This window comes from Acinetobacter stercoris (assembly GCF_900323515.1).
Lineage (GTDB): Bacteria > Pseudomonadota > Gammaproteobacteria > Pseudomonadales > Moraxellaceae > Acinetobacter > Acinetobacter stercoris.
Genome location: NZ_OOGT01000026.1, coordinates 1 through 15,526, shown reverse-complemented (window position 1 = coordinate 15,526; position 15,526 = coordinate 1). Strand labels below are relative to the sequence as shown.

Annotated in this window: 12 protein-coding genes and 1 pseudogene; 1 reads left to right on the top strand and 12 read right to left on the bottom strand. The window is 37.5% G+C overall.

The features are described 5' to 3' along the window. Positions 1 to 9: 9 nt before the first annotated feature. Positions 10 to 1,344, top strand: coding sequence for an acyl-CoA dehydrogenase family protein (locus KPC_RS04570; RefSeq protein WP_121973233.1), 1,335 nt, complete (start codon positions 10 to 12; stop codon positions 1,342 to 1,344). A 107-nt stretch (positions 1,345 to 1,451) separates the two neighbouring features. Here the strand turns inward: KPC_RS04570 and KPC_RS04565 are convergent, their stop codons facing one another. The 12 genes and pseudogenes from KPC_RS04565 to KPC_RS04510 all read right to left on the bottom strand — a co-directional run bounded on the left by KPC_RS04565 (position 1,452) and on the right by KPC_RS04510 (position 15,310). Further along, entirely contained in the window at positions 1,452 to 1,718 is a 267-nt protein-coding gene (locus tag KPC_RS04565; protein ID WP_121973232.1) for a PAAR domain-containing protein, read from the bottom strand. Positions 1,719 to 1,733: 15 nt separating this feature from the next. Next, positions 1,734 to 2,432 (bottom strand): annotated as a pseudogene (locus KPC_RS04560) (OmpA family protein); the annotation flags it as partial. Between the two features lie 62 nt (positions 2,433 to 2,494). Continuing rightward, complete coding sequence (gene tagF / locus KPC_RS04555) at positions 2,495 to 3,454, bottom strand: type VI secretion system-associated protein TagF (RefSeq protein ID WP_121973230.1); 960 nt, start codon at positions 3,452 to 3,454, stop codon at positions 2,495 to 2,497. A 30-nt stretch (positions 3,455 to 3,484) separates the two neighbouring features. Further along, positions 3,485 to 7,354: a type VI secretion system membrane subunit TssM gene (tssM, locus tag KPC_RS04550; protein ID WP_121973229.1), complete on the bottom strand. Its 3,870-nt coding sequence runs from the start codon at positions 7,352 to 7,354 to the stop codon at positions 3,485 to 3,487. 22 nt (positions 7,355 to 7,376) lie between these two features. After that, positions 7,377 to 8,771, bottom strand: a complete 1,395-nt coding sequence (locus KPC_RS04545) for a hypothetical protein (protein ID WP_121973228.1) — start codon at positions 8,769 to 8,771, stop codon at positions 7,377 to 7,379. After that, the gene (gene tssG, locus KPC_RS04540; RefSeq protein ID WP_121973227.1) at positions 8,772 to 9,764 is read right to left on the bottom strand and encodes a type VI secretion system baseplate subunit TssG; all 993 of its coding nucleotides are present in this window, start codon (positions 9,762 to 9,764) and stop codon (positions 8,772 to 8,774) included. It lies immediately after the preceding gene. Next, a complete protein-coding gene (tssF, locus tag KPC_RS04535; protein ID WP_121973226.1) occupies positions 9,728 to 11,536 on the bottom strand; it encodes a type VI secretion system baseplate subunit TssF in 1,809 nt (602 codons plus the stop codon). Before tssF ends, tssG begins: the two co-directional genes overlap by 37 nt. 18 nt (positions 11,537 to 11,554) lie before the next feature. Next, positions 11,555 to 12,028 (bottom strand): type VI secretion system baseplate subunit TssE, encoded by a 474-nt coding sequence (tssE, locus tag KPC_RS04530; protein WP_121973225.1) that lies wholly within the window; start codon positions 12,026 to 12,028, stop codon positions 11,555 to 11,557. Positions 12,029 to 12,107: 79 nt separating this feature from the next. After that, the gene (locus tag KPC_RS04525; RefSeq protein WP_121973224.1) at positions 12,108 to 12,611 is read right to left on the bottom strand and encodes an Hcp family type VI secretion system effector; all 504 of its coding nucleotides are present in this window, start codon (positions 12,609 to 12,611) and stop codon (positions 12,108 to 12,110) included. Positions 12,612 to 12,656: 45 nt separating this feature from the next. Further along, a complete protein-coding gene (tssC, locus tag KPC_RS04520) occupies positions 12,657 to 14,138 on the bottom strand; it encodes a type VI secretion system contractile sheath large subunit (RefSeq protein WP_121973223.1) in 1,482 nt (493 codons plus the stop codon). Continuing rightward, complete coding sequence (gene tssB / locus KPC_RS04515; protein WP_121973222.1) at positions 14,131 to 14,640, bottom strand: type VI secretion system contractile sheath small subunit; 510 nt, start codon at positions 14,638 to 14,640, stop codon at positions 14,131 to 14,133. The genes tssC and tssB overlap by 8 nt, the downstream gene beginning before the upstream one ends. A gap of 25 nt (positions 14,641 to 14,665) precedes the next feature. Next, positions 14,666 to 15,310: a hypothetical protein gene (locus KPC_RS04510; protein WP_121973221.1), complete on the bottom strand. Its 645-nt coding sequence runs from the start codon at positions 15,308 to 15,310 to the stop codon at positions 14,666 to 14,668. Between the last annotated feature and the right edge of the window lie 216 nt (positions 15,311 to 15,526).

Here is a 15,526-nt window from a genome sequence, read left to right as displayed (position 1 = left end):
ATACCAACGATGAATTCACTCAATGATGTAGCTTTGACAACACAGCTAAAACATAAGAAAGATATTCAAAGCTCCCAGGTTTATCAAGTATGGGGGCAAGGTCCAAGTGCACGTTACGATACTCTCGCCTCACACTTTCGACCTACTTTTGAAAAAATCAAAGCAGGCTTGGCTGAAAGAGAAGCACAGCATATTTTGCCTTTCGAGCAGATTCAGTGGTTAAAAGATATTGGTTTTACCCGATTAAGATTACCTGAAACGTATAATGGATTCGATGCAACTATTCCAGAACTGTTTGCATTATTAATAGAACTTGCAGAAGCCGATGCAAATTTACCACAGGCTTTACGTGTACATTTTGGTTTTACAGAAGATGTTCTCATTTCTCCAAATACAGATTTTCAAAACTTTTGGCTAACACAACTGTCACAAGGTGATATTGTTGGCAGTGCTTGGTCTGAGGGCGGAAATGGTTCTATTGAAAATTTTTCAACACGTCTATCTCGTAAAGAAAATGGAGACGTTGTCTTAAATGGCCAAAAATTTTATACCACAGGAAGCCTATATGCGGATTGGCTTGATGTTGGTATTACTGATCTGGATCAACAATCTTCAACGATTTTGGTAGCTAAACAAGCTAAGGGTGTAGAGGTTATCGATGACTGGAATGGCTTTGGTCAGGTTCTAACCGCAAGCGGTACGAGTGAGTTTGATAATGTTGTAGTTAATCCTGAACATATTTTAACTGATGATGTCCGTTTTAAATATTCTGCTGCTTATTATCAGCTTATTCAACTTGCGATCATTACGGGTCTAGCTCGTGCTGCCACATATGACGTATCAGCAGCAGTAGAAAGTCGAACCCGGAATTATACACATGCAAATACCTCACATGTTCGCAATGATCCCCAGATTTTGCAAATTGTAGGTAAAATCCGTGGTGCTGCCTATACGTCCACAGCTATCATTGAGAAAAATGCACAAGCCCTGCAACGTGCGTTTGATGCTGCATTCCAGGACAACGGACTTTATGAAGCGGATGCTAATGCTATCGCTGAGCTGGAAATAGCTCAATCACAAAGTATTATCACTGATTTGGTTTTAAACGCCTCAACTATCCTTTTTGATGCATTGGGTGCTTCTGCAACAGATAAAAAGTATGCACTGGATCGTTATTGGCGCAATGTACGCACGCTGGCTTCACATAACCCAAGGATATTTAAAGATCGTATTGTGGGTGACTTTAGCGTGAATGGAACCTTACCACCATATCAATGGAGAATCGGACGAGTTGATACTAACACGATTACTGGTACAAATTTTAAGAATCAAAAGGCAGGCTAATGAATAAAATAACAACTCCTCAAAAAAAGGAGTTGTTAGAAAACAGCACATTTCAGTTGATTTTTTAGATTTTAATATTAAAAAATATGACAGGTTAAATTTAAAAATTAATTTGCGCCGACCACTGAACTTTGTTTTGGTAATAATTTACATCCGCAAGATAGAGAATCACCTGCACGTGCTACAGGCTTCCCCATCACCTGCATATGCGAATCTCCAGAAACTATTGTTGAAACTGTCTTATGCAATGGACATGTTGCCTTGTCACCTACACAAGCAACAGGAATACCTTCTATAAGAAAACTACTATCTCCAGAAATAACCTGCCCCCCACCCGTCGTCGGGCAACCAATTGTAATATACGGCGTAGCCATTTTTATTTTCCTCTTTTAGAGCACTTCAAACTCGATTCGTCGATTCTTTTTCCGACCCTCAGCTGTATTATTATCAGCCACTGGTTTTTCAGCCCCCAATCCTGAAGTTGTTAAACGTGATTCGGGGATATTTTTTCCAGCCAAATATTTTTTGACGGCCTCTGCCCTTTCCAGACTCAGCTGAACATTCTTTTGAGGGTCACCAGAACTATCTGTATGCCCTATAATTTTCACATTTTTACCTTGAACCTTATTTAAAGCAACTGCCATTTCATCCAGAATTTTTGTTCCAGACTCTGTCAATATCGCACTGCCAGATTCAAACTCGATAATCCTGTTTTTGAGTGCGTTATCAACAACCTGCTGTTCAGCCTGATTGACAGATAATTGGGAGTTTAAACGATATGGTGGCTGAATTAATGACTGGAAAGCGGCTGTTGTTGGTTGAATATCATTTTGATTACTCATTTTACCAGTCAGATCTACCTGAGTTCCTCTAACTGACAATTTCCCTTGTGATACTTTTTTAAGATCTGGTGTGATCACCTTAATTACAGAGTCACTCCAGCCATTTGGTGCAGAAACCGAGCGAATCTGTATTTTATCAATGACTTGATCATTGCCATAAACTGATTTTAATTTAGTCAAAATTGCCTGTTTACTGGCATCATTTGGAACCACCCCTTCCACTACAATCGGCTGGGCAAAAGCATAAGTACTTAGACTGAAAATCACACCACATGTCGTTCGTTTGATATATTCTTTAATTTTCATAATTATCCATCTATAAATGTCTGTCTAAACAACTTCACCCCTTGATTAAGACTCAGCTGCCGTTCGCTCAAGGACTGTTCAAGTGCTGCTAATCCGGCATTTTGTTCCAGATAAGGATCGATCCAAGATGCATTTAATAAAGATACCCAACGTTCACTACTCATATTCTGAGTAAAAATATCACTCAATGCCAGAATATCTGCTCCCTGAAAACCAAAGAGTAAAACTGGTGATTCATGATGCAATAGTCCAATCAGAACTTCCGTATTATGCTGTGAAAGAAATCTTCCTATTAAACTCACCCAAAAAGCAGCAATTTCATAGCAATAACTCGGGTTATTAATAGGCAAGATCAGAACCTTATTTAATTTACTGGTTCCATGTTTTAATACAGGTTGTAGCAGGAGACCAAGCCCAATCATACTTTGAGCAAGCTGATATGGGCTAACTTTCATTAAGTGTGCAAATGAGTGAATAGTATGGTTTTCATAAAACTCGGTACTTTCTGGTGATGTCAGTACCTGAATTTCATTACCAAGTTTACCCAGTTTTTCCAGCAAAACATCAGTATCACGGACACTGCGAATCACTCTATTTTTTTGAAACAGATCTATCAGCACTGCCTTATAAATATAAGGTGCATATAAAAAGTTTTGATAAGGTGATTTTACTTCTAGCAAATGGCTCAGTACCATCGGGAAGCGTCTGCCAGAACTATCCTCACTGGTAATCAGGTTAGCAACCAGAAACATTTCTTCTTTAGGATTAGCAATAAAGAAATCCAGCGGAGGCAAACTAGGATAAGCCTCATTAAATTGAGGTTGCTGCATTGCATTATCCAAAGCTTCTGTAATCCATTGGTCAATAACCTGAATTAGTGCATACTGACCTTTGGTCTTTAAAAAGTCACCTCTGGCTGGGCTTTTTCCATAATACAGCGGTGTTGATTTAAGTATTTGCATCGGACACCTCCTCAATCATTTTCTTATTCATCATGGACGAGATACTCCTGCTGCGTTTGGAGCTGTATTAGGCTGTTGCTGAGTAGCTGTATTTGGCTGAGTCACTGTAGGTGTGGTTGTTTGTGTCTGAGTACTCGTCTGGATAGGAGCTGTTTCTGCTGCGACTACACGTGCTGCTTTGTCCGTTACAACCTTGTCAACCAATTGTAATCCTGCATACCCTCGTCCAGAACCAACAGAACTGCTACTGTTACCACTGATCAACCTGAAATTCACTTTAACTGACAATGCTGGATCTTTACTGCTCGTCCACACCATTTCAAAACTTCCGTTTTGCTGTTTACGCTGAGCCGAGTCAATCAGACGGTTAATACCATATTCACCTGGTGCCTCAAAAATCGTATGTGTTTGCCCTTCCAAGTCCACAGCGGTAATTCTCGCACCAGGAATCGCTCCTGAATTTGGCCAAATAAAATTAACCCACTGCTGAATACCATTTTCATAAACCATACGCTGCCCATCAATTTCAATCGAATATGACAACAGTTTCGGATTTTGTAATGGATAAAACTGGAAATTAGACTGGTTGGTCGCTGCAGGTGCAGCTGGTTGATTTAAATCTCCTGTCGCCACACCATTTGCTGGTGCAACATAGTTCTGGAAGCCCATCACGAACTGAGGATTGAGGCTGATACCTAAATCTTTCCATGTTTTTGAAGTCAATGTATATCCACGACGGATGACTAATGGATCTAATGTTTCTTTCACGAATCTGGCAATACTGCCACTTTCACCAAAGATTTGACCAATTTCTCCACTTGTTGCCTGAATGCTTGCGGAAGAGTTAAATGGATATTTCTGACTTAATGTCTGGTTAAATGGCTGATAAGCCTGCAAGACCCAAAGCTTATTAATCTCATTTTGTGCAGGGATGAGCAAACTTTCAAATGCTTGGGTAAGCGGGCTAACCAGTAGTTTCTGAACCATTTGTTGATCTGCTTCGTTTAAACCAACAGACAGTTTTTCATCCACTACCTTTTGTGTTGTATTAAATACAGATGACTGCTCGCTGATCGTTTGTTTTACGATAGTCATCGCACTTGGACCAATATCGCCTGCATTTTTCAAGTCATTAAACTTGCTACGAATCTGTGAAAGATTTGTCAAATATTCATCGAGTAATGATTTATTCTGCTGGTCATCACGCTTACGAACAAGTTGATAGAAAACAGAAAACTCTTGTGAAATTGGACCTTGCGCCTGAGTCATTGCTTTTTTCACAGACTCTTCGCTACCTTGTCTCAAGATCGTCCGTTTAAACCACGCAATAAATCCTGTCTGAGGCGCTGCAAGCTCTGCTTGAACGACTGGATTATCCCAGCTTGTTTCCTTGGCAACACGATCAAGAAGCGTACGAATAGGCGAGTTTTGTGGTTCACCCAAGATATCTATGACTTTAGCTTCTTGTGCAAAATCTGTATTTTTGGCGTAATGAACTGCATTCAGGAATTTCTTCCATTCTGCAATATATTCCTGTTTATAAAGCTGGGTGAGTTGCTTGCGAATCTGATCTGGACTTCCACTAAATGTCAGATCATCAGATTGCGTACTATTTAATACCCAGTCTTTACTATCGGTTGGTTTATTCGCAGCTTCATCAATTGCAGTTGCAACATAATCATCCCATGCCTTTTGAGTAAACACACCAGGTAATGCATAACTCCCCAGGACAACTGTTTTATTTACATCACCTACAATTTGTGAAACTGTCAATGCTGGATATCGAACAGCAGCACGCATTTTTATTTCATTATAAACACGATCACGTGCAGGCATCCCCCGAACAACAGATAAAAGTACCTGACGGGTTTGATCAACAACCAGTGAATCTGATTCTAGAACAGGGAAATATTTATCATTTGCAAGTGTCATGCTATATGACAGAATTTGTTCCGCTTTCTGAATCATATCACCTCTTGGCATTTGTCCACGATTTGCATCTAACCATGAACGCCAAAAGCGTGTTACCTGATCACTCAGATGACTAGAGTCCATATATTGAGGATTGCTCATCATCAAATAAGCTTTTAAAGCATTATAGGCATCTTGTGGATTGGTATCTGAAGGCTCCAGATATTGCTGTGATTTATTCTTTGAGGTCTGTTGAATTTCAACATTAACATGATTTGCTTTGAGCGTTTCTTCATTATTTTTCACACGCTGCAAATACTGTGCAATATTTTGCTGGGTTGGCGTCAGCACAATTTGTTTAATGCCTTTAAGATATTCAATCTTTAATTTTTCTCTAAGTTCGTTACCTTGATATAGACCAAAAGAAAACTTTAAAGGGCGGTGCTGATCAAAATCATCTAACTGTTGCAAACGTTGCTGTAAAATAAGTAAAGCATCCAGTTGTGTAGAAAGCTCATTACCTGTGGCTTTTTCCATTTGCACAACTTTGTTGAGGTCAGCCTGAACATCAGCAATCAACTGCTGGTTATTTCGATACGACCAGACCCATACACCCAATATAATCGATACACCAAGTAGAGCTGCAATAAATCCAAGATAACGTTGTCGCTTCTTATTGGGGTTGATATGTTGTTTGACCAGATTTTTATCTTTTAAAATAACATCAGAGAACAAACCTTTTAAGAAATAACCATGATTCTGGGAAATTGAGTTTTTCGGTATACCATGCTCACTATTTGGAATTTTTGCAAGTTGAAACTCTTGTGCAATTTGCTCAGTCATTGGACTTTCAATTACACCTTCTTGCAAAGCACTGGTGAAATAGAAGCCACGAAACACTGGTTTAAACTGATATGGGTTTTCTTCAAATAGAGTCCCAATAAAAGTTTTAAGTGCAGGTTTGAGTGTTTTAAACTCTAAAGGAAATGTCATTACACTTGGTGAAATATTTTGAGCATGACGACGACTCAGGTGTGTTGTACTGACACTTTTTAAACCATCGTATAAAATATTGTAATGTTGTTCGAATAACTCAATCGCATTTTGGGATGATTCAGGATTATAAGGTAAAGTTGCTCCCCAAACCTGGTCAAATTCCTGATCTTCATAACACTCAAAAAACTCAGTGAAGCCAGCAATGAGATCCATTTTTGTAAATACCAGATATACTGGCGCAAATATTTCCAGTCTCTCTGTCAGGTCTTGAATACGTGCTCTAAGATTTTTGGCTAATTTTAAAGATTTTTCTGGGCTTTGACTTACAAGCTCTGCAATACTAACAATCAGGATCAGACCATTTACTGGCGCTTTTGAACGATTTTTCTTTAACAAATTCAAAAAACCAATCCATTCATCATGGTCTTCCGCATAAACAGAATAACGTCCTGCTGTATCAAGCAATACGCCCTCAGTTGAAAAAAACCAGTCACAGTTACGTGTTCCACTTAAACCTGCAGAAACCATTTTCTGATGAGTTTCTTCAAACGGAAATTTCAGACCTGAATTATAAATTGCTGAACTTTTACCTGCTGCCGGGTTACCAATCACCATATACCAAGGCAATTCATAAAGTGCAGCATTTCCCTTTTTATCACCCAGTTTTGACTTGCGAATCAATTGAATTGATTCTTTCATCTGCTGGTTAATCAGTTGTAATTCTTCTTTGTCTTTATTCTTGTTGTATTCCGATTCAGTTTCTCTCTCAATCGCTTCAGCCAGTTCTTCCCCCTGCTTGGCGTGCTTTCTGCGCTGAATAAGCCAGTAAATCCCATAGACAATCAAGCCCAGTACATAGACTGCAAATAACGCCCAAAATATATGGCGAGGTATAACGTTATAAGACGAAACTAATGCCACAAATAAAGACAATGCAATAATTGCCTTGGGATTGGTTACGTATTGCCACAGGTAGCCTAAAATCGTATACATTTTTTTCTCGTTTTGCTAAAGCTTATAAGTCAGTTGTTGGTTCATCTGCGTGAAAGTAAGGGTTTATCAAAACCTGTGTATATGGAAGCGTTGTACTATAGACCAAACCATATTTATCCTCTGGAATATGTAATCCCAACAAAAAACCATATATCTTTGATAAATGTTGGGTGTTTCCTAAACTGTTTCTACTATATAAATAATGATGCTGTTCAATCGGGCTTGATTCAAAATTTGCAGCAACCTGCTTAACAACTTTACTTTGGGTCATGTCATCTGCAAGTATCACAAATGGATTTTCAAGCTCATACTCTGGTAATTCATAGAGATTTAAATGCTTTAGAGTATTTGTTAAGTTGTTTTCATTAAAAGCAATATCAATAACTTTATTCTTTTCCAAATGTTCAATATCTACAACAGGTGAGGAAATACAACAGCTTCCGACAAACTCCGCTGGAACATATTTTTCAGTAATCCAGCTACGATCATCCAGTGTTTCCTGATGAATTTCAGAATCAGCAGCCAAGATAAGTGAAACCTGTTCTGTTTGATCGTTGATCTGTTTGAGTACATTAAACCATTCGCGATAAGCGATTTCCTCACCCCAATAATGATATTCAATTTTGACCTGTTGTCTGAGTATTCCTAATTTATCCAAAAACTCCCCAACCAATGTGTCACTTGAAAACTCATCCCACACATGCAATAAAGTATCTGCTAATACTATATGAACATTAATAAAATTTAATCTTAAAACTTGTTCAGCCGTGACAGATACATCTTCATCATCAGTTGCAGCATCTGGATCAATCCATGCAGGATGCATCCGATACTCATAAGCCAGCTGACTGTCATAAAACATTGCCGATCTTTTTAAGTGCTCAGCAATCGCAACAAGGATGTCTATATTCTGAGACAATTGCTGCTCTAGTAAGATCTCGATCCTTGTTTGCAATGTATAATCTGTTTCCTCGTCTAATTCTTCAATATCAGCGATTCTATGAGATAGAATAGATAAGCCATATGCATTAACCAGCTCCTGATCCAGTTCAGCACCTGGTTGCTCTAATAGTTTTGAGAAAATTCCATCATTTTCACCAAATGCACTTTTTAGGGAAGAGTTGAAAACATTTAAGCGGATATACTCAACATCCTGTTTGCTTTCATTTTGATGACTATCTTGAACTTCATCACTTTTCTTCTCCTGATTTTTCTTGCTCTCTTTATAGTGTACATACCATTTTCTAACCAAATATGGCACTAAAAACACAAGAGAAATTCCGAAAGGAAGCAACCCTAGATATATCCAGAAATCAGAAGCAGTTGGATCATGTTTAACATCACGCCAATACAGGATCATTACCGTTGAAACAACGATAAATACACTCAACAATATCCCTAAAATTATTTTGACCATTTATGCAGCCCCCAATAATGCATAGCAGGTTTCTTTATTATCATTTGGCTGATTTGGCATGAGGAAAGCTCCTTGTCCCAAACCAATTTCAGATGCAGAACTTAAACTTAAAGGCTGTACATCTTCTTTTGCTAAAATGATTCTTAAATCAACGAGTAATGTTGGATTACACCAACTTTGCAATATGCTTTTTAATTTTTGACTTTGTTTTTGATTTGGCAAATATTCCAGATATTGTTGATGCGTTAAAGGCCCAATCTGAACTTCAATTTTTCCATCAATCTGTTTTATGGTTTCACCACAAAATGTATTCACACCCAATAAACTTGGGCGAGAACCACCTAGTGAAGTTTTTTGGCTATCATCCAGCTTAAACTTTTCTTCGATAAATTCCTTGATTTGAACATCTTGTTTAAAAATACAACTCAGCATTGTTTTTAATGCATGTGAAGTATTATTTTGACCTTGCATCAAGCCTGCAAATTCTGCGAAATAATCATCTAACTCAGGTTGATAATGCTGTGAACTAATATAACCATTAAGTGCATGAATAATATTTAAATAATAGTTATCTTGTTCGATTTCATAACGTACAGGCAAATTGTAAGATAGACTTGCTTCGACATATTGTACCGTCAACTTATGGTTGAATAAACCTATAAATTTCTGGACTTCAAGACGCTGTTTTCTTGGTGCTTGCTTGACTTTATTGGTATAGGTATATGGCAATGCACCTTGAATTCCAGTTAACCCTACAATCAGGTTTTTAAGATGAACCTTGTCATCTTCAATTTCTAAAGATTCTATTTCATGAATTGGAAAATTCAGATTTAGCGTGCTTTCAAAACGGAAATCATCATCCCAGTATTTAATATTTTGCTGATAAGGCACATGACGCAATAAACGTGTACTTTGAATAAATTCAAAAGCGGTAGGATGCCTGAAAAGCTCTTCCGTTACAGAAGTTTCTTGCCACCAACGTTCTGAACGCATTGGTATAACTCCTGTTCACTATTAGTATCAAAGATACTGACATCCACAAAACTATTCATCTGAACTTTTAGATTAAAAATATAGCTCAGCAATTGACTAAATAAATATAAACTATGCCCCCTAAAAACCTGGGCATTAATCTTCATTTTGACCTTAACACCGCGAACAAACATTGGGAACGGTTTAGCCTCGACCAAACGATGCGTAAGCTCAAATTCAATGTTTTTAATCGCATCTATAATCAAATGATTTTCTTTGGATTTTGGTAAGTTATACAGCTCTAACAACTCTTTTACATGGCTCACAGAATCACCTTTCATTAAGGCAATAGTATTTAAAGAAAGATGAGAAATAATGCGCCATTGTTCTTTTTTATTTTGTTCAAAAAAATAAGGTTCCGTTGGTCTCTTTAAAACTAAAGCCCTACGAGCCATACTATTGTCATTCAATGTCAAAATATTATTAGACTGGCTTAGTGCCTCATGTGGTAAAGCACCATTAGAACATAACAATGTTGTACTAATAAAATCAGATTTGATCTGATAAGGCTCTAAGTGCTTGGAAATAATAGAATACCCCGTCTCCACATAATTGTTATGATATTGTGTCGGATTGAGCGCATAAAAAAATTGAACATCCTCTCCTTTATAATGACTCATTGCAAAAAAAGGTAAAATTGGGAAAGTAACTTGATTATTATTGGTCTTTTCTCGCACCATATTCATATCTACAATTGAATAGACTTGATAAAACTCAGGATGATGAGCATCGGTAATCAATGGATATTCAAGTTGTTTATGATTGATTTTTTGTGGTTCTGCCTGCTTTTCAAATAGGTTTACAGCTGGACAAGCAAATAATTTAAAATTGGCAGTATCTAATTCCGAGTAATTTCGAATTGAAGCCTGATCATTTAAATTCAACTTCAAATGAATTTGTAATTCAAAATTCGCCTGCCCTTCTTTTAAATATTTTAAAAACTCAAGATCCAGTTTTAAAAAGCTGAATTTCTCTGGGAAACAAAAAAACTCGGTCAGTAAACGATAAGCATGATGTGTATGTTGATCAACTGGTAGAAGACTTTCTATTTCATCAAAACCCATTACCTCAAAAGGGTTGGAAATTTCATAAACTGCCTGCCCTGTTCTCAAGGAAAAACTGGTTGTTGATTTAAAAATACTGTCCAGAACCTGTAATGGGAAATTTGAAATAGCATCAAGATATATAGGCAGCTTTTCACTATTCAGCCATGTTGTCGCTTCATTAAAAATTTCAAATGCAAAACTTAAAGTTGCATTTTGATTCAGGTGGATATGTGAACTGGGATTGGTTTTGAAATTGAGTGCGGTTAATTCAATTGGAAGCAAACGAACTTCATGAGATGTTGAAAATTCACACTGCACACCTTTGAAACTGCGAGACTTTAACACCGTATGCTGCGGAATAATATGAGGTTCCGTCAATTGTTTTTGCTTATTAATATCCTCAAAACTGACCACAGTACATGCAGGAAAATGACGTAGATATTGAGGAAACATAACCTCAAACAATGAGCGGGTAAAAATGTCGTAGCTATCTGCCAGTTTTTTATCTATTCGTGCAGCAACTAAAGAAAATGCCTGAATCAATCTCTCTATATGCGGATCGTCAATTTGCTCTTGATTTAGAGATAAACGTTGAGCAATTTTGGGATATTTTTGAGCAAACTCTCTAGATTGTTGCCCAAACTCCTGCAATTGTTTTTCATAATAAGGTAAGAGTTCTTCAATCACTATTTTCTATCCTCTACCTTAAGATCTCGCAGAAATGACATATTGTTGTGTTGTTGGCTTCAGTAACGCATCAAAAATTACAGGTTCATACAAGGGATGAATATTTAAATAAGCCTGTATGCTCAAACATAGAGAACCCATGTTATGACCATCTAGAAGCATCTCGACTTTAATCTGACGTAATCTGGGTTCGTGTGCTGCAATAGACTGCTCAATCGATTGACATATTTTGTCCCGATCAGTTGGATTGGCAGTAGATAATCCAACAAAATCAATAATCCCAAATTGAACAATTGATTTCTTTGATTCTGGATAATCATCAATTAAATGATCTAGCTTCGCCATACGGCTATTGAGCAGATCTTCCAGATCTCGCGCAACAGACTCCCTCAACTCCTGAATAGACAATCCTTTAATATCATCATGCTCTGGAATTAAACGATCAAATAAAGTTGATCTAAATCCATAAGGATATAATTGATCTAAATTCATTTTTTAATTATCAAATCAATGCAAGATAGGAAAAGTAGAGGACAACGGGTTGCCCTCTACTTTCAGAGTCACTCTAAACTTATGCAGCGTAAGAAGCTGTATTGTTAGAAAGAGACCATTTCTTAGTAACAGCACCTTTAGCAGTACCGTTAATATCTTGTTGATTGTAAGTCCACTCAACAGCAGCGTATTTCAAACCGAATGTTTCAGTTGGAACACCTTCTTCATTCACTGTAGGTGTTACGCTTGATACTAGAACGTGCTTAAGTTTGATTTGCAAGTACTTGATACGTTTATCACCATTTGCACGGTAAAAGTCGATTTGTACTTCATCAAAAGTATAACCAGCAGAACAAGCTTCCCAAAGTTTTGGACTAGTCGCATCTAGATCCTTAACAAAAAGCATATCTGCATGTTCTACACGTTCAGCAGTATGACCACCAACGCTAGAAGAAGTTGCTGATTTAGGTTGACGAATATTGTGAGCCCAAGAATTTACTTCAAGCCAACCTTTGTGCTCTGAGTCACGCGATTCGCCATCGACTTTGTATTTTCCTCGAAATTCAACATATATGTCTTTCATGAAATTTTCCCATTTTATAAAGTTATTATTTAGCTGTTTCTTTGATTAATTAGAAGACTGAGGTAACTCAGTGACGAGTCGTAATGAAACCGACAACTCATCCAGCTGGAAATGTGGTCTTAAAAAGACCACAGACTTGTAGTGACCAGGCTCTGCTGGATTTTCTACAACCTTTACTGATGCTTCCCGAAGCGGAAATTGTGCTTTCGCCTCCTGAGAAGCCCCATCATCAAGTAATACATACTGAGCAAGCCACTCATTTAAAAATACTTCTACATTACCGGCAGAAGCAAAACTTCCCACTTTATCGCGCATCATTGCTTTCAGATAATGTGCAATACGTGACACAGCCATAATATATTGAATCTGGCTTGATAATGCTGAATTTGCATTCGCTGTATCACTGTCATATTTCTTAGGCTTTTGTGCAGATTGGGCACCAAAGAATGCCGCATAATCTGTGTTTTTACAGTGTACAAGCGGGATGAAACCAAGATCGCTGAGTTCTTTTTCACGGCGATCTGTAATTGCAATTTCTGTAGGACATTTAAATGCAACTTCACCATCACTTGTTTTAAAGGTATGAACTGGCAATCCTTCAACCAAACCACCACCTTCAACACCACGAATAGCTGCACACCAACCATGCATATCAAATGCATTAGTTAAACGTGTACCAAATGCATATGCAGCATTCATCCATAAATATTCGTCATGATTTTCACCTGAAACTTCTTCAACAAAGTTAAAGCCTTCAGTCTGTGTACCTTCTTTTGGATGATATGGTAGACGCCCAAGAACCCGAGGCATAGTTAATGCGACATAACGGGCATCATCACTTTCCCTAAATGAGCGCCATTGAACATATTCAGCCGTTTCAAAGATTTTTGATACATCACGTGGACGGTCAATATCTGTAAATGACTCTAGTCCCAACATATTAGAACTTGCAGCAGAAATGAATGGCGCATGTGCAGCTGCTGCAACATGTGAAATCTGCTCAAGTAAATACATATCTGATGGGGTACGATCAAATTCAAAATCACCGATAATGGTTGCATATGGCGCGCCACCAAACGATCCGTACTCTTCTTCATAAATTTTCTTGAAAAGTGTACTCTGATCAAAATCAGTTGCACTCTGGAAGTCTTTGATTAATTCTTTTTTAGTTGTATTCAGTACACGAATTTTAATCAAGGGATTCGATGGAGACTCTTGGCAGAAATAATACAAACCACGCCATGTCGATTCAATTTTTTGAAACTCAGGATTATGCATAATCTTGCTGAGTTGCTGTGAAATCAGATCATCAATCTCAGCAATACGCTTATCAAGAGAAAGGGTCATATTGTCTGAAACCGTGATTGTTCCAGCCATAACTTCTTTCGCAAGCTCACCAATCAAGCTTTTTGCACGAACATGTTCATCTTCGTTTCTGGCAATCCGACTCTGTTCTACGATTGAATCAAGCAGATTTACATCTTCTGTCGTTGTATTAGATGAAGTGGCAGTTTGTAAATTACTCATTATCTACCCCTGCTTCTTTACTCAATTGTCTTACTTGATCTGTATTTTGTAATATTTCATCTAATAGATCTTCCAGTTTTTCACTGTTAGAGATTTTGTTACGGAGATCAGTCAGACGCTCACGAGCCTCAACCAGTTTACGTAGAGGATCAACTTGCTGAACAACATTTTCTGGACGGAAATCTTCCATTGATTTAAAAGTAAGATCAACACCAATACGACCACCTTCTTCAGTCAAAGTATTTTCAACCTGAAAAGCTGCTCTAGGCGCCAAAGACTCCATTACTTCATCAATATTTTCCAGATCAACATTAATAAATTTCTTATCTTTAAGTTTCGTCTTCTCAACCTCAGAAGCAGCAGAGAAATCCCCTAAAACCCCCACAACAAATGGTAATTCCTTGATTTCCTTACCATCCCCGACTTCAACATCATAGGTTAATTGAACCCGTGGAGGACGGATACGCTGTAATTTCTTTTGAACACTTTCTCGTTTTGCCATTTTCAAATTTCCTTAATTTATTTTATTAAAGACCCGCAAAAGGATTGCTACTTGTTGGTTTAGAAGCTGCTGGGGTTGTTGCTTTTGGTTTTGCAGTTGTTGCTTTTGGTTTCGATTTTGTAGCGGCTCTATGCGCAGATGAAGAAGATCTTGTTCTTACAGACCTTACTGGTGTTTTGGACTCATCATCATCTTTAGCTTTGGCATTTACAAGAACCGAAGCAGGTTTTGCAGCATTGATTGAATCTGTAAGCTCCTTAGCAGCAGGATACGTTCCATCTGATGTCAAATAACGCATTTCTTTCGTACGTATTTGAGAAATGGCTGAATTTGCAATATTTGCAGCAGCTAAAAACTTAACATCAGTCAAAGTGTTACTCTGAACATTCTGGTTTTGCAGTTCATTCACCAATTGTAGGGCTTTGAAATTTTTACCCAATTGTTGATAACGCTGAGCAGCTTGAACCAAATACGCATTTTTATTGTCTTTGTTTTTTCTATCGCAGGCTTGCGCATAAATACCAAGAAGAGCTGGATCATTCTCACCTTCAACAAGAGGATTATCTTTGATACAACTTCTCTTCAGCTTAACCTCAGAGTCATTCGCAAATGAAGTTTGGGACAATAAAAAACCTGATGTTAGCAATGCTAATACAACTATTTTTTTCAAGAGTAGCCTCTATTTTAAATTTTCAGTGATTGGGTCTTTTTATTGCTTTTAAAAACAGTTTTAGCCCAATCGGTATAATAAAAATCAAATAACATTAAAATTTAACTAAAATATAGCCACATTAGTCAAGATAAATTATGACAATTATTCTGAAGATTTAGTACAATTTCCTTTCAAATTATTTCATGATATTCATAGTTTGATACGATATTGTAT